This window comes from Williamsia sp. Leaf354, from assembly GCF_001424365.1.
Taxonomy (GTDB): domain Bacteria; phylum Actinomycetota; class Actinomycetes; order Mycobacteriales; family Mycobacteriaceae; genus Williamsia_A.
Genome location: NZ_LMPL01000004.1, coordinates 15,574 through 35,475 on the forward strand (window position 1 = coordinate 15,574; position 19,902 = coordinate 35,475).

Annotated in this window: 16 protein-coding genes and 1 tRNA gene; 5 read left to right on the forward strand and 12 right to left on the reverse strand. The window is 69.9% G+C overall.

Annotation, left to right across the window (positions count from 1 at the left end; genetic code table 11):
• Positions 1–76 precede the first annotated feature (76 nt).
• Positions 77–325, reverse strand: coding sequence for a 50S ribosomal protein L31 (gene rpmE / locus ASG12_RS14600; protein ID WP_055791084.1), 249 nt, complete (start codon positions 323–325; stop codon positions 77–79).
• A 272-nt stretch (positions 326–597) separates the two neighbouring features.
• Here rpmE and ASG12_RS14605 point away from each other — a divergent pair, with 272 nt between their 5' ends.
• Positions 598–1,311, forward strand: a complete 714-nt coding sequence (locus ASG12_RS14605) for a DUF3105 domain-containing protein (RefSeq protein WP_082502027.1) — start codon at positions 598–600, stop codon at positions 1,309–1,311.
• A 33-nt stretch (positions 1,312–1,344) separates the two neighbouring features.
• Here ASG12_RS14605 and rho read toward each other — a convergent pair whose 3' ends face one another.
• From rho to ASG12_RS22120, 7 genes are all read right to left on the reverse strand, one after another.
• Complete coding sequence (rho, locus tag ASG12_RS14610; protein ID WP_055791089.1) at positions 1,345–3,513, reverse strand: transcription termination factor Rho; 2,169 nt, start codon at positions 3,511–3,513, stop codon at positions 1,345–1,347.
• 344 nt (positions 3,514–3,857) lie between these two features.
• A complete protein-coding gene (gene thrB / locus ASG12_RS14615; RefSeq protein ID WP_055791093.1) occupies positions 3,858–4,781 on the reverse strand; it encodes a homoserine kinase in 924 nt (307 codons plus the stop codon).
• A gap of 8 nt (positions 4,782–4,789) precedes the next feature.
• Positions 4,790–5,881 (reverse strand): threonine synthase, encoded by a 1,092-nt coding sequence (gene thrC, locus ASG12_RS14620; RefSeq protein WP_055791096.1) that lies wholly within the window; start codon positions 5,879–5,881, stop codon positions 4,790–4,792.
• Positions 5,874–7,184, reverse strand: coding sequence for a homoserine dehydrogenase (locus ASG12_RS14625; RefSeq protein WP_055791098.1), 1,311 nt, complete (start codon positions 7,182–7,184; stop codon positions 5,874–5,876). Before ASG12_RS14625 ends, thrC begins: the two co-directional genes overlap by 8 nt.
• Positions 7,181–8,602 carry a diaminopimelate decarboxylase gene (lysA, locus tag ASG12_RS14630; protein WP_055791101.1) on the reverse strand — a complete coding sequence of 474 codons (1,422 nt, stop codon included), beginning with the start codon at positions 8,600–8,602 and terminating at the stop codon, positions 7,181–7,183. The genes ASG12_RS14625 and lysA overlap by 4 nt, the downstream gene beginning before the upstream one ends.
• The gene (gene argS, locus ASG12_RS14635) at positions 8,599–10,251 is read right to left on the reverse strand and encodes an arginine--tRNA ligase (protein ID WP_055791105.1); all 1,653 of its coding nucleotides are present in this window, start codon (positions 10,249–10,251) and stop codon (positions 8,599–8,601) included. Before argS ends, lysA begins: the two co-directional genes overlap by 4 nt.
• Before the next feature lie 22 nt (positions 10,252–10,273).
• Positions 10,274–10,576: a hypothetical protein gene (locus ASG12_RS22120; protein ID WP_235457268.1), complete on the reverse strand. Its 303-nt coding sequence runs from the start codon at positions 10,574–10,576 to the stop codon at positions 10,274–10,276.
• Here ASG12_RS22120 and ASG12_RS14645 point away from each other — a divergent pair.
• The 4 genes from ASG12_RS14645 (at position 10,506) to ASG12_RS14660 (ending at position 14,189) form a co-directional block, all read left to right on the forward strand.
• Positions 10,506–11,306, forward strand: coding sequence for a DUF3105 domain-containing protein (locus ASG12_RS14645; RefSeq protein WP_055791111.1), 801 nt, complete (start codon positions 10,506–10,508; stop codon positions 11,304–11,306). The genes ASG12_RS22120 and ASG12_RS14645 overlap by 71 nt on opposite strands.
• Before the next feature lie 4 nt (positions 11,307–11,310).
• Positions 11,311–12,066: a DUF305 domain-containing protein gene (locus ASG12_RS14650; RefSeq protein ID WP_055791113.1), complete on the forward strand. Its 756-nt coding sequence runs from the start codon at positions 11,311–11,313 to the stop codon at positions 12,064–12,066.
• 118 nt (positions 12,067–12,184) lie between these two features.
• Entirely contained in the window at positions 12,185–13,204 is a 1,020-nt protein-coding gene (locus ASG12_RS14655) for a fused (3R)-hydroxyacyl-ACP dehydratase subunits HadA/HadB (RefSeq protein WP_055791116.1), read from the forward strand.
• Positions 13,205–13,319: 115 nt separating this feature from the next.
• Positions 13,320–14,189, forward strand: coding sequence for a cyclopropane mycolic acid synthase family methyltransferase (locus ASG12_RS14660; RefSeq protein WP_055791119.1), 870 nt, complete (start codon positions 13,320–13,322; stop codon positions 14,187–14,189).
• Between the two features lie 52 nt (positions 14,190–14,241).
• Here the strand turns inward: ASG12_RS14660 and ASG12_RS14665 are convergent, their stop codons facing one another.
• The 4 genes from ASG12_RS14665 to ASG12_RS14680 all read right to left on the reverse strand — a co-directional run bounded on the left by ASG12_RS14665 (position 14,242) and on the right by ASG12_RS14680 (position 19,901).
• The gene (locus tag ASG12_RS14665; protein ID WP_082502029.1) at positions 14,242–15,534 is read right to left on the reverse strand and encodes a glycosyltransferase; all 1,293 of its coding nucleotides are present in this window, start codon (positions 15,532–15,534) and stop codon (positions 14,242–14,244) included.
• A 48-nt stretch (positions 15,535–15,582) separates the two neighbouring features.
• Positions 15,583–15,658: transfer RNA gene (locus ASG12_RS14670), tRNA-Arg, on the reverse strand.
• Between the two features lie 74 nt (positions 15,659–15,732).
• On the reverse strand, positions 15,733–18,717 hold the full coding sequence (locus tag ASG12_RS14675) for an AAA family ATPase (protein ID WP_055791124.1): 2,985 nt from the start codon (positions 18,715–18,717) through the stop codon (positions 15,733–15,735).
• Positions 18,714–19,901, reverse strand: coding sequence for an exonuclease SbcCD subunit D (locus ASG12_RS14680; protein WP_055791127.1), 1,188 nt, complete (start codon positions 19,899–19,901; stop codon positions 18,714–18,716). Before ASG12_RS14680 ends, ASG12_RS14675 begins: the two co-directional genes overlap by 4 nt.
• Position 19,902 lies beyond the last annotated feature (1 nt).

Below are 19,902 nucleotides of genomic sequence, written 5' to 3' on the forward strand. Positions count from 1 at the left end.
GTTCTGGCGATGAGGTGTGGAGAAAGCGAAGACGCCCGCCCCGTGCGTGTGCACGGGACGGGCGTCGACGGACGGGCTACTTCGAGGCGTCGGCCTCGGTGGCCGCGGCGCCCTTGGGGCTGCGCTTGCCGTAGCGCTTCTCGAACCGTGCGACGCGGCCGCCGGTGTCGAGGATCTTCTGCTTGCCCGTGTAGAACGGGTGGCACTGGGAGCAGACCTCGACCGTGATCTGGCCGCTCTCCTTCGTGCTCCGGGTCTGGAAGGTGTTCCCACAGCCGCAGACCACATTGGTCTCGACGTACTGGGGATGGATGCCCTGCTTCATCTGGTGTCCCTCTCATGGTCGCCGGGTCACCGATCTCCGCGTGTGCGGGGGCGGTGTGAACCGGAACCGGACTGTGATGATGTGCACCGGGGTGGTGCACAACCGTGACGAGTATGCCAGAACGACGCCTGCGGACCGAATCGGTGCCGCCGGTGCCGATCGCACCCGACATGGGCTTCAACCGGCGCTCACCTGGGATAATTCCCGCGGCTGCATACGCCACTACAGTGGCGGCCGGCGATGGGCGATCGCCGCGGACCGAGGGGACATCGATGGCGCACACACGACACGGACGCGTATTGGACGCGGTGATCGGTGTCCTTGTGGCCGCCGTGGTGGTCGGCGTCGGCGCGTTCGCGCTGACCCGCCCCGGCATCACCGACGACTCCCCCGCGTCGGCGTCGGGATTCGTGCCCACCACCGACGACCCCGATCCGGCGATGCGCATCCCCGGTGTGGTGAAGAAGTTCTACGTGGGCGGCCACGTGGGTCCGGGCAAACGCGTCCGCTACCAGTTCTCCCCGCCCATCGGGGGTCGTCACGACGCGGTCTGGGCGACCTGCACTGGCATCGTCTACCCCGTCGCCCTACGCAGCGAGAACGCCGTGCACTCCATGGAGCACGGCGCTGTGTGGGTGACCTATGACCCGGCGCGGGTCGACGCGGCGGGAGTGGCGGCGCTGGCCGGACGGGTGCAGGGACGCGACCACACGCTGATGTCGCCGTATCCCACGTTGGACCGACCGATCTCGATCCAGTCGTGGGGCCACCAACTGAAGGTCGACCGCGCCGACGACCCGCGCATCGACGAGTTCATCACCGCGACACGGCAGAACGGACAGCTCGGCGTGTATCCCGAGGACCGCCGCTACGCCGGACACCCGGAGGTCGGCGGGACGTGCGCGGCGACCGGCGTCTACGACGTCGCCGACCCGCCGCGGTTCGACACCTCGCCGCTGCCGGCCGACGCCGTCCCCGACGCCTGAAGCGACAGCCGAACGGCCGTCACCGGCGGCGGATCACTCCTGTCCGGGGACGTTCGGGGTGTTCTTCTGCACCTGCATCAGGAACTCGATGTTGGTGGTCGTCTTCTTCAGCTGCGAGATCAGCAGGTCGATCGCCTGCTGCGAATCGAGCCCCGACAGGACGCGACGGAGCTTGTGCACGATGGCGAACTCCTCGCGCGACATCAGCAGCTCGTCCTTACGGGTGTTCGACGGGTTCACGTCGACCGCGGGGAAGACGCGACGCTCGGCGATCTTGCGATCGAGCTTGAGCTCGGCGTTGCCGGTGCCCTTGAACTCCTCGTAGATGACCGTGTCACCCGTCGATCCGGTCTCCACCAGCGCCGAGGCGATGATCGTGAGCGACCCACCGTTCTCGATGTTGCGGGCCGCGCCGAGGAACCGCTTCGGCGGGTAGAGCGCAGTGGAGTCGACACCACCGGACAGGATGCGGCCCGATGCCGGCGACGCGTTGTTGTACGCACGCCCGAGACGGGTGATCGAGTCGAGGAGGACGACGACGTCCTTGCCGTTCTCCACGAGGCGCTTCGCGCGCTCGATGGCCAGCTCGGAGACCGAGGTGTGGTCCGACGGCGGCCGGTCGAAGGTCGAGGCGATGACCTCGCCCTTCACCGATCGCTGCATGTCGGTGACCTCTTCGGGCCGTTCGTCGACGAGGACCACCATGAGGTAGCACTCGGGGTTGTTGATCGAGATCGCGTTCGCGATGTCCTGCATGATCGTCGTCTTGCCCGCCTTGGGCGGCGAGACGATGAGGGCGCGCTGGCCCTTGCCGATCGGCATGATCAGGTCGATCACGCGGGTGTCGAGTTGCTCGGGACGGGTCTCGAGACGCAGTCGCTCGTTCGGGTACAGCGGGGTGAGCTTGCCGAACTCGGGCCGGTTGCGCGCCGATTCCACGTCGGCACCGTTCACCGAGTCCAGACGCACCAGGGGGTTGAACTTCTGGCGCTGGTTGCTCTGCTGCTCACCGTCGCGCGGCAGCTTCACCGCACCGGTGAGCGCGTCGCCGCGGCGAAGACCGTTCTTGCGCACCAGGTTCATCGACACGTAGACGTCGTTGGGCCCGGCGAGGTAGCCGGAGGTCCGCACGAAGGCGTAGTTGTCGAGCACGTCGAGGATGCCCGCGACCGGCTGCAACACGTCGTCGTCGTTGACCTGCGGCTCGCGCTCGTTGTTGCCGCCGCCCTGACCGTCGCGATCGCGTCCGCGACGACGCTCGCGGAAGCGACGACCCCGCCGACCCCGGCCCGTGCCGTCATCGTCGTCGTCGCGAGGACCGTTGGTGCGGTTGCCGTCACGGTTCTGGCTGCCGTCGCGATTGGTGTTGTCGCCGCGGTTGCCGTTCTCGCCGCGGTTCCCGTTGTCTCCGCGGTTGCCGTTGTCGCCGCGGTTACCGTTGTCTCCGCGGTTGCCACCGTTGGCGTTCTCACCTCGGTTGCCGCCGTTGGCGTTGTCGCCACGGTTACCGCCGTTGGCGTTGCCCGACCGGCCGCCGCCGTCGCCGCGGTTGGCGTTGCGTCCGCCGTCACGCGTGCGACCGGAGCCGTCCTGCTCGCCGCGGTCGTTCGCCGCACGATCGTTCGCGGGGCGGTCGGCTCCGCCGTCACGCTGGGTGGTGTCCCGTTCGCCGGCGTCGCGTCCGGAAGCATCACGGTTGCGGCGTCGGGTGCGGTCACCTGCGGTGTCGCTTGTCGCCGTCTCGCCGTTGCGGGACCCGTCGTTCTTCCCGCTGTCGTCCTTGGCGCCGTCGTTCTTGGCGCTGTCGGTCGTGCCGCTGCCGTTCGAGGCGCCGTCGTTCGAGGCGCCGTCGTTGGTCGGGGCGCCGTCGATCGTGCGGCCGGACGCGGCATCGGTGCGCACGGTCGTGTCGCCCGGCGCCTCGGTGGCCTTCGCTGCGGCGGGTGCATCTGCGGTCCGCTCCCGGGAGGCGCGCGAGGAATCGCCGCCCTGACGGTCGGCGATGGCCGCCACAAGGTCACCCTTGCGCATGCCCGAAGTCCCCTTGATGCCGAGCTCGCCGGCCAGTTGACGCAGTTCGGTGAGGACCATCGAGCTCAGTCCGCCGCCGCGGGCGGGTTTGGTCTTGGTGGGTGCGGCGGTCGCCGTCGTCCCCGACGACGCGTCGGCCGCAGGTGTCGAGATGAGGTCCGTATCGGTCACGGATTTCCTTTCGTTCCCCCGCAGGTCTTCGGCCTGCGCCGGGGGTGGCGATCATCCCCGCCATGGCGGCGCGGATCTCGTGCCCGTCGAGAAGGACGGGGTCAAGTGTGGTGGGTCTGCCGCCGTGATGGCGTCTGCAGGTGCGCCGTCGTCGATCGAGTCCCGATGGTGTGCCGGCACGCCCGATGGTCGGGCAGACACCGTGTGCAGGAATATCGGCGAAGAGGCGCAATGTGGACAGACGTCCGCAGCGAGACCTCTTCATGCTAACCACGAACCCGACGTCGGGCAATACCGGGCCTCCCGGCGCGTCGCGGTGGCCGGGTGTCGATGCGCGGTCGCGGTCAGCGCACGTCGACGGGACCGGCCACCCGCAACGACCGGGCCGCGAAGCCCACACGCGCGGCGTTTTCGACGGCGGCCGCGGGAAGCGGTTGGTCGTGCAGTGCGAGGACCGAGGGCCCCGCGCCGGAGACGAACGCCGCGACACCACGGCCGCGCAGTTCGTCGACGACGTGGGTGGTGTCGGGGAGCACCGGGGCGCGATAGTGCTGGTGGAGACGATCGGCGGTCGCGGCGTGAAGGCACCCGGGATCGCTGGTGAGCGCCACGACGGCCAGCGCGCTGCGGCTCACGTTGAACACCGCGTCGGACCGCGGGACCGCGTCGGGGAGCAGTCCGCGGGTCAGCGACGTCGACGACTCGGTCGTCGGGATGAACGCGGTCACCGCGATCGCGGGGTGCACGGCCAGCGGTCGGGCGTGATAACGCGCGACACCGTCGACGAACTCGGTCCACGACACCACCGCCGACCCGAGGACGCTCGCCGCGGCATTGTCGGGATGACCTTCGAACTCGCTCGCGAGCTGAATCAGCTCTTCAGTCGAGAATGGTTGCCGTAACCCGCTTTTCGCCATCAGACCCGAGGCCGCGGCGAGGCCCGAGACCACCGCGGCGGCCGAGGATCCGAGGCCCCGCGCATGGGGGATCGCGTTGCGACAGACGATCTCGAGTCCGGTCGATCCGATCCCGCCGGCATCGAGTCCGCGCAGCAGCGCCCGGACCACCAGATGGGTGTCGTCGAGGGGGACGGCACCGTCACCCTCGCCGTCGACGCTGACCCGCACGCCCGACGGGATGGTCGTGACGGTCAGATCGTCGTAGATGTCGAGCGCGAGACCGAGGGAGTCGAAACCCGCTCCGAGGTTGGCCGACGACGCCGGGACCCGTACCGAGCACGAGACGCCCAGCGGCAGTGGCTGATTCATCGCCGCGGTCAGCTCAGGTCGAGTGCGCGCGCGACGGCGGCGGGGTCGACGTCGATGGCCTGGACCTCGGGCATCCCGGCCAGCGCGGTGTCGGGGTCCTTCAGTCCGTTGCCGGTGACCGTGCACACCACCATCTCACCGGCGGAGATCCAGCCGTCGGCACGTGCGGCGAGCAACCCGGCGACGCTGGCCGCCGAGGCCGGCTCGACGAACACGCCCTCGCGTCCGGCCACGAGACGGTATGCCTCGAGCAGCTTCTCGTCGGTGGCGGCGAGGAACTGCCCGCCCGAGGAGTCCTTCGCGTCGACCGCCTGCTGCCAGCTCGCGGGCGAACCGATACGGATGGCGGTCGCGACGGTCTCCGGGTTCTTCACCGGGTGTCCGCTGACCAGCGGCGCCGCTCCCGCGGCCTGCACCCCGAGCATGCGGGGACGCGAGGAGGACACGCCGTCGGCGTGGTACTCGGCGTAACCCTTCCAGTAGGCGGTGATGTTGCCCGCGTTGCCGACCGGCAACGCGTGGACGTCGGGGGCGCGACCGAGGACGTCGACGATCTCGAACGCAGCGGTCTTCTGACCCTCGATCCGCGCCGGGTTGACCGAGTTGACGAGCTCGATCTCGGAGAACTCCGCCGTGGCCTTGCGCGCGAGCTCGAGGCAGTCGTCGAAGTTGCCCTTGACCTGGATGATCTTGGCCCCGTGCATGACGGCCTGGGCCAGCTTGCCCATGGCGATCTTGCCGGTGGGGATGAGCACGGCGCAGGTGATGCCCGCCCGGGTGGCATACGCCGCGGCCGACGCCGAGGTGTTGCCGGTGGAGGCACACAGGACGGCGGTCTTGCCCTGGTTGACGGCGTTGCTGACCGCCATCGTCATCCCGCGGTCCTTGAAGGACCCGGTCGGGTTGGCGCCCTCGACCTTGAGGTAGACCTCGCACCCGGTCAGCTCCGACAGGTGCGGCGCGCTGATCAGCGGGGTGCCACCCTCGAGCAGGGTGACCACCTTGCCGTCGGGTTCGACGGGGAGTCGGTGCCGGTAGGCCTCGATGAGCCCCGGCCAGGCTCGGTGAACGGCCCGACCTTGCGTTCCATTGTCAGTCATCTGTTCCCTCCAGGCGCAGGACGCTGGACACACTCAGCACGGAGTCGAGGTCGTTGAGTGCGTCGACCGTCTCCGACAGCGCCGAATCGGGCGCGCGGTGTGTGACGACGATGAGACGGGCGTTCTCCTCGGCGCCCTCCTGGCGGACGGTCGCGATGCTCACGTTGCGCGCGGAGAACTCCCCGGCCACGGTCGCCAGCACACCGGGCCGATCGGCCACCTTCATCGAGACGTAATAGCGGGTGTTCACGTCGCCCATCGGTGCGATCGGCAGGGACGCATAGGTCGACTCGAGCGGGCCACGGCCACCGTGCACCTTGTTGCGGGCGGCCATCACGAGGTCGCCCAGGACCGCCGACGCGGTGGGGGCACCGCCCGCGCCCTGTCCGTAGAACATCAGTCGACCGGCGTTCTCCGCCTCGACCACGACGGCGTTGAACGCGCCGTTGACGCTCGCCAGCGGGTGTGTCAGCGGCACCAGTGCCGGGTAGACCCGCGCCGAGATCCGTTGCCGTCCTGCGGAATCGACGATCCGCTCGCAGATCGACAGCAACTTGATCGTGCAGTCCAACGTCGCCGCCGACGCCAGGTCGGCGGCGGTGATCGACGAGATGCCCTCGCGGTGCACGTCGCCCGCGGTGACGCGGCTGTGGAACGCGATCGACGCGAGGATCGCGGCCTTCGCCGCCGCGTCGTACCCCTCGACGTCGGCGGTCGGGTCGGCCTCGGCGTACCCGAGGCGCCCAGCCTCTTTGAGCACGATGTCGTAGTCCTCGCCGTCGGCGTCCATGGCGGAGAGGATGAAGTTGGTGGTGCCGTTGACGATCCCGGCCACGCGCTGCACGGTGTCGCCGGCCAGCGACTGCATCAACGGCCGGATCACCGGGATGGCGCCGGCGACCGACGCCTCGAAGTAGAGGTCGACCTTGGCCTCGGCGGCCAGCGTCGCGAGTTCGCCGGTGTAGTCGGCGAGCAGCGCCTTGTTCGCGGTGACGACCGACTTGCCGTGCTCGAGTGCGCTCGCGATGAGCGCGCGGGGGATGTCGATCCCGCCGATGAGCTCGACGACGATGTCGACGTCGGGGCGCTTCACCAGGGCGGTGGGGTCATCGGTCAGCAGCGATGTCGCACACGCGCGCGCCTTGCCGAGGTCAGCCACGGCGATGCCGCGGATCTCGATGGGCGCGCCGACGCGGGCCTGGAGGTCGTCGGCGTTCTGCAGCAGGATGCGGACCACCTCGGCCCCCACGTTGCCCATGCCCAGTACCGCGACCCCGATGGGTCGTTGCGAGTGTTCGGTCATTCGGTCACCTCCAGACTCAACAGATCCGCGACGGTCTCCCGCCGCAGCACCGGCCGCGACACACCGTCACGCACGGCCACCACGGCCGGACGCGTCGCCATGTTGTACCGACTCGACATCGTGTAGCAGTACGCCCCGGTCGCCGCGACGGCGAGGAGGTCGCCGGGCGCCACGTCGGACGGCAGCCAACAGTCCTTGACGACGATGTCGCCGCTCTCGCAGTGCTTTCCGACGACGCGGCTCACGACGGCGGCGGCCTGCGACGTGCGCGACACCAGCCGGACGTCGTACTCGGCCTGGTACAGCGAGGTGCGGATGTTGTCGCTCATACCGCCGTCGACCGACACGTAGCGACGGTGTGCGCCACCGCCGATGGCGACGTCCTTCACCGTGCCGACGCGGTACAGGGTGACCGTGCCGGGCCCCGCGATCGCGCGTCCGGGCTCGACGGCGAGGATCGGGGTGGGCAGTCCGAGCTGGGCCGACTGGCGGGTCACGATGTCGACGAGGGTCGCGGCGACCTCCGCGACCGGCGGCGGGTCATCGCTCGGGATGTAGGAGATACCCAGTCCCCCACCGAGATCGAGCACCGAGAGCTGGGAGGTCTTGTCGACGCCGAACTCCGCGACGACATCGCTGAGCAGACCCAGCACCCGGTGGGCGGCGAGTTCGAAGCCGTCGAGATCGAAGATCTGCGAACCGATGTGGCTGTGCAGGCCCACGAGTCGGAGGTTGTCGGCGGCGAAGACACGGCGCACGGCGTCCATCGCCACACCGCCGCTGAGCGAGAACCCGAACTTCTGGTCCTCGTGGGCGGTGGAGATGAACTCGTGCGTGTGGGCCTCGACACCGACGGTCACGCGGATCAGGACATCGGCGACCACCCCGGCCGCACCGGCGGCGGCGTCGAGACGTTCGATCTCGATCGCCGAGTCGACCACGATGTGTCCGACACCGCTCTCGACCGCCTGCTGCAGTTCCTCGGGCGATTTGTTGTTGCCGTGCAACGCGATCCGATGGGCGGGGAACCCCGCGCGCAGCGCGACGGTGAGCTCGCCGCCCGAGCAGACGTCGAGCGAGAGACCCTCCTGCTCGACCCATCGCGCGATCTCGGTGCACAGGAACGCCTTCGAGGCGTAGTGCACCCGACCGGTCGCGCCGAACGCGGCGAGCATGTCGGCACAGCGCGAACGGAAGTCGGCCTCGTCGATGACGAACAGGGGTGTCCCGTGCTCGGCGGCGAGCGCGTCGACACCGACTCCGGCCAGGGTCACGACACCGTCGTCACCGCGGGCGGCGTTGCGCGGCCACACCGCGGCAGGCAGCTCGACGAGCTCGTCGGCCGACGCGGGACGCTCCGACGGGTGTGCGCGTGGTGTGTCCTCGGCGTGGCGGGGACCTGCGGGGTGGGCCATCACATCCGCTCCGGTGCGGTGACGCCGACGAGGGCGAGGCCGTTGGCGATCACCTGGCGCGTCGCCGAGCACAGGGCGAGGCGGGCGGCGTGGATGTCGCCGGGCTCCTCGTCGCCCTGGGGCAGCACGCGGCACCGGTCGTAGAACCGGTGGTACGACGCGGCCAGGCTCTCGAGGTACCGACAGATCCGGTGCGGTTCGCGCAGGTGCGCCGCGGTGGCCACCACGCCGGGGAAGTCTCCGAGGGTGCGGATGAGCTCGCCCTCGGCCGGTTCGGCGAGCAACTCCAGGTGCTCCTGCGACGCGGTGATCCCGAGGTCGGCGGCGTTGCGCGCGATCGCCGAGAGGCGTGCGTGCGCGTATTGCACGTAGTAGACCGGGTTCTCGTTCGACTGCGTGGTCAGCAGATCCAGATCGATGTCGAGGTTGACGTCGACCGACGACCGGATCAGCGAGTAGCGGGCGCCGTCGACCCCCACCGCGTCGACGAGGTCGTCGAGGGTGATGACCGTGCCCGCGCGCTTGCTCATCCGCACCGGCACGCCGTCACGCACGAGGTTCACCATCTGACCGATGAGCACCTCGACGGTGGCCGGGTCGTCACCGAGTGCGCCCGCAGCCGCCTTGAGGCGCTTGATGTATCCGTGGTGGTCGGCACCGAGCATGTAGATGCACAGGTCGAACCCGCGCCGCCGCTTGTCGCGGAAATAGGCGATGTCGCCGGCGATGTAGGCGGCCTCACCATCCCGTTTGATGACGACGCGGTCCTTGTCGTCGCCGAAGTCGGTGGAGCGCAACCACCACGCGCCGTCGTTCTCGTAGAGATTGCCGTTGGCCTTCAACTCCGCGATGCACTCGTCGACGCTCCCGGACGTGAACATCGAGTTCTCGTGGGTGAACACCTCGAAGTGCGTCCCGAAATCGTCGAGACTCCGCTTGATGTGGTCGAACATGAGCTCGACGCCGGTCGACCGGAAGGCCTCGAGTCGATCGGCCTCGGGGCGTTCGAGCACGCCGGGGTTCCCGGCGACGACCTCGGCGGCGATCTCACCGATGTAGGCGCCCGCGTACCCCTCCTCGGGGGTCTGTTCGCCCAGGGCCGCCGCCTCCAACGACCGCGCGAACCGGTCGATCTGGGTGCCGTGGTCGTTGAAGTAGTACTCGCGCGTCACCGCCGCGCCCTGCGCATCGAGGACACGGCCCAGGGCGTCGCCGACCGCGGCCCAGCGGGTGCCCCCGAGGTGGATCGGCCCGGTCGGGTTCGCCGAGACGAACTCCAGGTTGATCGCGGTGCCCTGCAGGTCGGTGCCCCGCCCGTAGGCGGACCCGGCCGAGAGAACGGTCGCGACGGTGGCGTTCTGGGTCGCCGCGGCGAGCCGCAGGTTGACGAATCCCGGACCGGCGATCTCGGCCGAGGCGATGCTCGGCTGCGACCGGAGTTCCTCGACGAGCCATCCGGCGAGATCCCGCGGCGCGGTGGCGACCCGCTTGCCGATCTGCAGGGCGATGTTGGTGGCGTAGTCGCCGTGGTCGGGGTTGCGGGGCCGCTCGACCACCACCGTTTCGGGGACCACCGAGGTGTCGAGCCCACGTCGGGTGAGCACCGTCGTGGTGGCATCACGCAACACGGTGGACAGATCGGTGGGAGTCACGAGGCATCATCCTATTGGCCTGTCACGGCGTGGCGACAATCGCGGTCACCCGTCCGCCGCGTTCGCGATCGACCGGCGCTGCGTCGGTGCCCAGTAGACTGTGGCGCGCATCCTCGAACCGAAAGGCAGTGATGGCGACCGAGAGCCCCCGGCCGGCACCGAACACGAGCTCGACGAACACCCCGTCGGCTCCGCCGGTCCCCCGCACGCCGTCCTCCCAGAAGAAGAAGAAAACCAAACCCGGCACCGTTCCCGTGGTCAAGGCCGGTGGACGCCGCCCGATCCCGTGGATGACGATCGCCGCGGTCGTGGTGGTCGTGGCCATCGTCGGTGGTCTCGCGGCCTACCTGGCCCCGAAGTACATCGACCGCGAGGAGACGCAGAAGTTCGTCCCCTCGGCGTCGAACCCCGACCCCTCCGACGACATCCCCGGTGTGGTGAAGGTCTTCTATCCCGCGGGCCAACACGTCTCCCCCACCCAGCGCGTCGCGTACGACCAGTCGCCGCCGTTCGGCGGGCCGCACGACGCGGTGTGGGCCACCTGCACCGGGATCGTCTACCCGAACCCGCTGCGCACCGAGAACGCCGTCCACGCCCTCGAGCACGGCTCGATCTGGATCACCTACAACCCCCAGACGGTGAAGGCCGGTGACGTCGACATCCTCAAGAGCAAGGTCGAGGGCAGGCCGTACACCCTCATGTCGCCCTACCCGGGTCTGAGCACACCGATCTCGCTGCAGTCGTGGGGACACCAGCTCAAGCTCGACTCCGCGAGCGACTCCCGTGTCGACCACTTCATCACCGCGCTGCGCCGCAACTCGCAGACCAACGTCTACCCCGGCCAGCCGCAGCAGTCGTCGTATCCCGAGGTCGGTGCCGAATGTGCCGCCATCCCCGGCGCGTTCGACCCGAGCAACCCCCCGCCCGCCGACTCCGGACCCGTACCCGCGAACGCGGTGCCCATGAACGGCGCGGGCACCCAGCAGGCGACCGACGAGACCGGCGCGACCGGTGGCGCCACGGTTCCGGCCCCGACCTCGACGCCGGCGGGCTGAGGCCATGAGCACCGACACGACCGTCGTCCACGACGACACCGACACCGAACCGGACCGGCGATCGTCGCTGCGCAGGCAGCTGCCGGCACTGCTCGTCCTCGGCGGCGTGGCGCTGCTGCTGATCGGTGTGGGTCTCGGCCTGCTGGTCGGTCGGACGGTGGACTCGAGCACCGGCTCCGACGCCACACCCGCCTCGAACTCCGCGGCCGTCGGTTTCGCCCAGGACATGTCCACCCATCACTCCCAGGGCGTGGAGATGGCGACGATCGCCCTGAGCAAGGGATCCGATCCGCAGGTCCGGTCACTGGCCTACGACATCCTCACCCAGCAGACCAACCAGATCGGTCAGATGCAGTCGTGGCTGACCCGGTGGGGCTACCCGTTGGACAACCCGTCGACGGCGATGGACTGGATGAGCGATCACCACGACATGTCGGGTGGGTCGATGGGGGCCTCGATGTCGATGACCGCGGGCAACGGGACGACGACGCCACTCATGCCGGGCATGGCGACCGCGAGCGAGATGAACCGTCTGCGGACCATGAGCGGGACCGAGCTCGACGCATATTTCCTGCAGCTGATGCTGCGGCACCACCAGGGTGGTCTGCCGATGATGGAGTACGCGTCCGATCCCGATCACGTCTCGCAGGATTACGTGCGGACTCTCGCGCAGCAGATGATCAACACCCAGGAGAACGAAGCACAGACGATGACGGCGATGCTCACCGAACGCGGTGTCGCACCTCTGTCGATGAACTGAGCACCGCCGGCCGCGTGCGGCCGCGGGTCGCGTCGATCGTCGTCGCCCGCGCACGTGTGCGACGATGATCGGCGATTCTTCGCCCCATCACAGTTGATCGCCAACCACCGAGGAGATCGTGAAGCCCGAGGACGTCAGCTCCGAAGATCGTGACTGGACGCAGTACTACCGCCCCGACGACCACTATCAGATCGGTCGCGAGGAGATCCGGGAGTTCGCCCGCTCGATGAAGGACGGCCACATCGTCCACTGGGACGAGAAGGCCGCCGCCGAGCAGGGACACAGCGGCCTGGTCGCGCCTCTGACCTTCACCGCGCGCCTCGCAGGCAGCGGCCTGAACTGGCTGCTCGACAACGTGCTCCTCGAGTACGACACCAGCGCGTTCGTGCAGACCGACCAGGTGTTCACCTATCACCGCCCCATGCACGCCGGCGACCGTCTCTCGCTGACCATGGGGCTGACGCCCATCCGCCAGAAGGCCGGCGGCGACACGATCATCGTCGAGGGTCTGCTGGTCAACGACAGCGGTGAACTCGTCGCGACGCTCCTGACGACCGCGGCGGGGCGACGCGGCGCACACGCCGAACCCGAGCTCGCCGCCGCGCTCTCCGACGTGATGATGGGCGACTTCTCACCACCCACGACGACCGGCTGGCAGGAGATCGACGGGGTCCCGACCCCACCGATCGGCACCTGGGACCATGAACTCGACGCCGCCGTTCCGCGGTTCGAGGATGTCTCCGTAGGAGACGCCCTGCCGCCGAAGACCGTCACCCTGCGTCGCGGCGACCTGGTCAACTACGCGGGCATCTCCGCCGACTGGAACCCCATCCACTGGAGCGAGCGGGCAGCGGGTGTCGTGGGACTCGACACCTGCGCCGCGCACGGGATGTTGACGATGGGCATCGGCTCGTCGTTCGTCACCGGGTGGGTGGGAGATCCGACAGCCGTTCGCGATTATCGTGTGCGGTTCACCGGAATCGCCTACGTCGCCGAGGATGCCCCCGCCGAGGTCGAATACACTGGACGCGTCAAATCGCTGGACGACGAGGCGAGGACGGCTACGATCGCGCTCGGTGCGACCTTCCGGGGCAAGCGGATCTTCGGTCGCGCAACCGCCACGGTGGCGCTGAGATGACCGCGGCGCCGGTGTCACCACGCCGGCGCGCAATCACCGATCGAGCCCACCGCAGTGTGGGCACCACACGACCACTGGCTCCTCGCTGGTGCGAGCACACGAAAGAGGTTCACCTGTGACCACCGAAACACCGTTCTTCGAGGACGTTCAGGCCCACTACGACCTGAGCGACGACTTCTTCGCCCTCTTCCTCGATGAGTCGCGCACCTACAGCTGCGCGTACTTCAAGGAAGAGGACTACACCCTCAACCAGGCCCAGATCGCGAAGATCGACCTGTCGCTGGGCAAGCTGGGTCTCGAGCCCGGCATGACCCTCCTCGACGTCGGCTGCGGCTGGGGCGCCACCGCGCTGCGCGCCATGGAGAAGTACGGCGTGAACGTGATCGGCCTGACGCTGAGCAAGAACCAGTACGGCCACGTCAAGCAGCTGGTGGAGGCCAAGGCCGCCGAGACCGGTCTCTCGGGCGACATCCGCCTGCAGGGCTGGGAGGAGTTCGACGGCAAGGTCGACCGCATCGTCAGCATCGGCGCGTTCGAGCACTTCCGTTTCGAGCGTTACGAGCAGTTCTTCAACTTCGCGTACAACGCGCTGCCCGCCGACGGCAAGATGCTGCTGCACACCATCACCGCCTACGGCCTCTCGCACCACCACGAGACCGGCAACAAGATCAGCAAGGACGATTTCGCGTTCCTGCGCTTCATCGCGACCGAGATCTTCCCGGGCGGGCAGCTCCCGCTTCCCAAGCAGGTCACCGACGGCGCCACCGCCGCTGGTTTCACCGTCGAGAAGATCCAGCCGCTGCAGCTGCACTACGCCCGCACCCTCGATGCGTGGAGCAAGGCTCTCGGCGAGCACCGCGACGAGGCCATCGCCCTGTGCGGCCGTGCGAACTACAACACCTACGTGAAGTACTTGAGCGGCTGCGCCGCGTCGTTCCGCAAGGACATGATCGACGTCATGCAGTTCACCTGCGTCAAGGGCTGATCACCCGGCGGTGAGAACCGCCCGAGAACAGTGCGACCATCGAGTCGGCGTCTCACACCGCGATGCGGGTGAACGCCGACTCGATGCGTTTCGCGGCATCGCTCACCGCGACGCCCGGTGCCGTCAGCTGTGTGCGGAGAGCGCGTGCGCGCCCCACCGTGGCCGGATCGGCCAGCACGCGCAGTCCCGCGGCCAGTGTGTCGGCGTCGAGCCCCGACAGCCTGGTCGCCGTCCCCACACCCAGCCGGGTGATCTGCGCACCCCAGTGGGCCTGGTCGGCGCCGGCCGCGCAGACCATCGTCGGCAGGCCCGCGCGCAGGGTGGCCGCGGTGGTGCCCGCCCCGCCGTGATGCACCGCGGCGGCGAGTCGGGGCAGCACGGTGGGATGGTCGAGCCGGCGGGCGACGAAGAGGTGCGGGTTGTCGGGATCGACGCCGACGGGTCGGCCACCCACACCCACCAGCGCGCGCACCCCCTCCCGGCGCGTGGCCTCGGCGACGGCACGGTGTACCGCCTCGGGGTCGCCGACGGGCGCACTGCCGAAGGCGATCAGCACCGGCGGCGCTCCCCCGTCCAGCCAGCCGTCGAGACCGTCGTCGCCCGACGGGGTGTCGCCGGCAGGGCGGCTGCCGGCCGGGAGGTCGAAGAAGCCGACGACGGGTTTGCGGTCGTCCCATTCCGCGGCCAGGCCCGGGAACAGCGCGGCGTCGTAGGCCTGGATCTGCAGCGTGTTCGACCGCCGCAGGCGCTCCGGCATCGACTCCGACGCCGCCGGCAGCCCCAGCGACGCACGGAACCGGTTCTGCGACGACCGTGAGAAGGTCCACGTGAGGGTGTCCACCAGGCGCCACGACGCGCGGTTCACCACCGGCGGCAGCCGGTGACGGGTCGGGACGGCACAGATCGCGCCGTTCTCCGACATCGCACACAGTCGCACGGTAGCCATCTCGACATCGAGGTGCTCGGCGAGATCGGCGACGCGGTCCTGGCCCAGCGGGCCGCTGATGAGACCGTCGAGGGCGGTGGTGTCCGCCAGGTCGCGCACGAGTGCCACGAGGTCGGCGTCGAATCGGGCGAACCCCTCGCGGACCTGCGCCTGCGCCAGACGGAATTTCGTGACGGGATTGCCGGTCGACAGGATGCGACGGGCGCGGTCGGACTCCCAGTACGACTCGCTGTCGAGTCCCACCGGGTGAGCCCGCAAGCCCATCGCCTCGGCGACGTCGACGTAGTTGGGGGGCAACGCCATCTCGACGTCGTGGCCGCGGCGGAGGAGTTCGAGCCCCAGGCACAGGCCCGGCTGCACATCGCCTCGACTGCCGTAGAAGGACAGCAGCATTCTCATGGGATGAGCCTAGATTCGCCCGGATACGACCGCAGGGCGAGAGATGTGTGGTGCCCCCGGCAGGATTCGAACCTGCGGCCTTCCGCTCCGGAGGCGGACGCTCTATCCCCTGAGCTACGGGGGCTCGATGGGCGATGGAAAGACTATCGCACCGGCGACCCCGCCCCCAAAGTCGGTGGTGGGGAGTGCCACGACGGGTCAGACCGCCGCGCCCACCATGGCCAGACGGGAACCGGCCTCGGCGCGGATCACGTGGAGTTGCGCAGGTATCCGCGCCTTCATCTCGTCGACGTGACTCACGACACCGACCACCCGCCCCCCGGAACGGAGGTCGTCGAGCACGCGCATCACGAGATCGAGCGCCTCGGGGTCGAGGGTGCCGAAGCCCTCGTCGATGAACATGGTGTCGAGGACGCGACCACCGGACTCCGCCGACACGACGTCGGCGAGGCCCAACGCGAGCGCGAGCGACGCGAAGAACGTCTCACCGCCCGAGAGTGTCGTGGCGGGGCGTACCGCGCCGGTGTACTCGTCGCGTACCTCGATCCCGAGCCCGCTGCGTCGGCCGCGCGATGCCGCGGCGTCGGTATGGGCGAATTCGTATCGCCCCGAGGACATCTCGCGCAGTCGTGTCGACGCCGCGACGAGCACCTCCTCGAGTCGTGCCGCCAGCACGTAGGAGCGCAGCGACATCTGCCGGGAGTTCTGTCCCCGGCCGGCGACCAGGTCGGCCAGTCCCTGGACCTCGCGGTCGCGTTCGAGCACCGGAGCGAGCACCGACAACGCCGACCAGTACCCCGCCGCGAGGTCCTGCAGTCGGGCGAAGCGGTCGGCGGCGCGCGAGTGTCGATGTGTGGCCGCGTCGAGTGCCGTCGCGCTCGCCTCGCGGTCGCGTGCACGCTGCGCGAGGTCGACAGGGTCCCCGCCGGCGGCCGCGGCCACCTCCGGGTCGTCGAGGGTCGCCACCGCGGCCGCGCGGATCGCCGACGCCTGCCGGATCTGCTCATCCCACGACGTGACCGTCGCCGGATCGGCCAGGGCCGCACAGGCCTGCCCGACGTCGACGAATCCGGCCTCGGCGGCGAGGGTCTCGATCCGCCGGGTGATCTCCCGCGCCCGGGCGTCGGCGTGCTCGGCGGCGACGCGCGCGTCCCGCAGCGCCGTCGACGACCGACACAGGGCCGCGAGGTGGTCGCGCCGCTCGTGCACCGTCCCGGTGCCGTCGGTCGCCGCCGACACCTCTGCGTCAAGGTCGGCGAGGTCGGCGCCCAGGGTCGCGATGCGTTCGCGTCGACCGGCCTGCGCCTCGCGTGTCGCGGCGGCGCGTGAGCGGAGATCGTCGACACGTGAGGCGATCTCGTCGGCGACTGCGATACGGGCGTCGAGGTCCGCGGCGATCGTCTCGACGGTGTCCGCCTCGTCGGCGATACGGGCCACCTCGGCTGCCGCGTCGGCGAGCGACACCCCGCGACAGGCCTCGCCCACCACCGCACGTTCCCGTTCGGCCGCTGCGAGTCGCTCGACCGTGGCCGCCCGGCGGTCGGCGGCCTGCTTCTCGGCGTAGTCCGCGTCGATCTGTTCCGCCTCCGACACCGGATGACCAGTCGCGACCGCGGGAGCCGGGTGCTCGAGGGCACCACACACCGCGCAGTGCTCGCCCGCGCGCAGACGCCCGGCGAGTTCGGCGGCCATCCCGTCGATACGGCGTTGCTGCAGCGTCAGCTGCCGCTCCCGTGTGGCGAGGTGACGCTCGTGGGCCCCCGCGGCGGCGGTACGGGCACGGGTCAGCGCTTCGTCGAGCGCGGGAAGACGTTGCGCCGCTGCGTGTCTCGACCGCGCCGCGGTCAGCCGCTCCCGCAGGCCGGGAAGTCGGGAGCCCGTCGTCCGGGATGCGTCGACCGCCTCTCGCGCTTCCAGCAGTGCGGCCGGCAGCGACACCGAGTCGCGGTCGATCTCCTCGAGGGTCGCGACCGCGGCCGCCGATGCGGTCTCGAGCGAGTCGATCGTGGCGACGATCTGCGGACGCCGACCCGCACGCTCGGCGATCGGGGCCAGGCGACCCGACTCGGCCGACCAGCGATCGATGTGGGCGTCGATGGTCGCGGTGTCGGAGTCCGCCGGGGGCCAGGAGAGTTCGCTGAGCAGACCCGCCCCCTCGGGGACGTCGCCCAGTGATCGGGTCGCGTCGGCGAGCGACGCCTGTGCTCGTCCACTGAGCTCCTGGGCGCGGTCGCGGTCGTCGATCAGGGGCCGGATCGGCTCGGCGCGCCGGGCCGCGTCGAGGGCGTCGCGCGCGGAGTCGAGAAGTTCGCGGTTGCCGTCGAGGGCGGCGAGGCGGGTACGGGCGAGTGCGGCACGCGACTGCAGGTCATGGGTGCGGGTGTCGGCGGCGAGTGCGGCATCGGCCATCTGCGCGGAGTCCCGGGCCCGCTGCAGTTCGGCGGCGGCGTCGGCCGCGTCGACGCGGGCGGCCTCGAGATGGGTCTGCGCCCAATCGGGATCGGCCTCCACCGGTTGCTCGTCACCGACGAGCCCGGCGATCTGCGCGGCGATCCGATCGACGGTCTGCTCGCGCTCGCTCCGTTCGGCGCGGGTCGACCGCGCCCGATCACGCAGCCACGCCTCGAGATCGTTGAAGCGATCGGTCTCGAACAGCTTCTCGAGCAACTTCTCCCGGTCGTCGGTGGCGGCGCGCAGGAAGCGGGCGAAATCGCCCTGGGGCAGCAGCACGACCTGGAAGAACTGCTCGGCGCTCATCCCGAGGATGCGGGAGATCACCTCGCCGATATCGCTCAGACGGCTCAACGACGGACCGGACCCGTCGAGCCACACCAGCGTGCCGGCGGCGGGAACGGTCGTGAACCCCTCCCCCCGCTTCTTCCGACGGCGGTGCTCGGGCGACCGGGACACGCGCATCCGTCGACCACCGATGGTGGCCTCCAGCACGACACGGGGGATGTCGCCCGCCGGTGCATGGTCGGACACCAGCCGCCGATCCTCGTCCCGTGCACCCGGTACGCGCCCGAACAGGGCGAACGCGACCGCGTCGAGGACGGTGGTCTTGCCCGCGCCGGTCTGGCCGTGCAACAGGAACAATCCGTCGCACCCGAGGGCGTCGAAGTCGACCACGGCCTCCTCGGCGAAGGGGCCGAAAGCACTCATCTGCAGTGTGTGCAGCCTCATGCGGTGAGGCCGGGGTCGAGCTCGAACAGCGTCAGTTCGACCGGGCGGTCGGACTCGGGTTCGCCGACGACGGCGCGGATCGCGAGGTCGAGCAGCGCGCGCTCACCGGGCGTCGGGGCGCTGCGCACGTCGGCGACGAACGACCGCACGATCTCGGTGTCGGACCGGTTCACCACGCGGCTGCGATAGTCGATGCCGTCAGCGGAGTGCGGACGATCCCACTCGACGTGGACGACCCGCGGGAACCGGGTTCGCAGGCGGCGCAACGCATCCACGGGCCGGATCGCATCGGTCAGCGACGCCTCGACGTAGTGCTCGACCGCGGGCTCGTGCTGCGGCGAGGTGAGAAGCTCCTCGAGCGTTCCGCGCAGCGAGCTCAGGCCGCGTACCGGTGCCAGCTCGACGGTGCGGATGTCGGTGACCCCGTCGGCACCCAGGTCGATGATGGTCACCGCCTTGGTGTGACTGCGCTCGCCGAACGAGTACGGCAGCGGTGAACCGCTGTAGCGCACGGTCTCCCGCACGACCTGCGGGGAGTGCAGGTGGCCCAGCGCGACGTAGTCGACACCGTCGAAGGTGTCGGCCGGGACCGTCTCGACGCCGCCGACCGCGATGGACCGCTCCGAGCCCGTCGCGACCGCACCCACCACGAACGCGTGGGCCAGCACCACCGAGCGGCGCGGACTCACGGCGAGATGGCCGCGCACGCGGTCCATCGCCGCGGCGAGCACCTCGGAGTGGCTGCGCGCCTGCGGGACCCCGAGTCGGTCACGGACGGTGTCCGGCTCGAGGTACGGGATGCCGTAGACCGCGACCTCGCCGTGGGCGTCGGACAGCACCACCGGTTCGTCGATGGCGTCGACGGTGGTCCGTAGATGCAGGCCACCGGCCGCGGCGAACGACGACCCCGCTCCGAGGCGGGTCGGCGAGTCGTGGTTGCCGGAGGTGACGACGAGGGTCGCGCCGGCGGCCGCCATCGCCTGCAGCGCCCCGTCGTAGACCTCGACGGCGTCGGATCCGGGCACCGACCGGTCGTAGACGTCGCCCGCCACCACCACGACATCGACGCGCTCGTCGGCCACCAGTCGCGCGAGATCTGCCAGCGCACGGCGTTGATCGTCGAGGAGCTCGACGCCGTGGAAGGTCCGACCGATGTGCCAGTCGGAGGTGTGCAGGATGCGCATG

Excerpts from the sequence above, each read along its gene's own strand:
- ASG12_RS14625 (WP_055791098.1), bottom strand. The coding sequence starts at position 7,184 with ATGACCGAACACTCGCAACGACCCATCGGGGTCGCGGTACTGGGCATG.
- rpmE (WP_055791084.1), bottom strand. The coding sequence starts at position 325 with ATGAAGCAGGGCATCCATCCCCAGTACGTCGAGACCAATGTGGTCTGC.
- ASG12_RS14665 (WP_082502029.1), bottom strand. The coding sequence starts at position 15,534 with ATGAGAATGCTGCTGTCCTTCTACGGCAGTCGAGGCGATGTGCAGCCG.
- ASG12_RS14605 (WP_082502027.1), top strand. The coding sequence starts at position 598 with ATGGCGCACACACGACACGGACGCGTATTGGACGCGGTGATCGGTGTC.
- thrB (WP_055791093.1), bottom strand. The coding sequence starts at position 4,781 with ATGAATCAGCCACTGCCGCTGGGCGTCTCGTGCTCGGTACGGGTCCCG.
- ASG12_RS14680 (WP_055791127.1), bottom strand. The coding sequence starts at position 19,901 with ATGCGCATCCTGCACACCTCCGACTGGCACATCGGTCGGACCTTCCAC.
- thrC (WP_055791096.1), bottom strand. The coding sequence starts at position 5,881 with ATGACTGACAATGGAACGCAAGGTCGGGCCGTTCACCGAGCCTGGCCG.
- ASG12_RS14675 (WP_055791124.1), bottom strand. The coding sequence starts at position 18,717 with ATGAGGCTGCACACACTGCAGATGAGTGCTTTCGGCCCCTTCGCCGAG.
- ASG12_RS14650 (WP_055791113.1), top strand. The coding sequence starts at position 11,311 with ATGAGCACCGACACGACCGTCGTCCACGACGACACCGACACCGAACCG.
- ASG12_RS22120 (WP_235457268.1), bottom strand. The coding sequence starts at position 10,576 with ATGGCCACGACCACCACGACCGCGGCGATCGTCATCCACGGGATCGGG.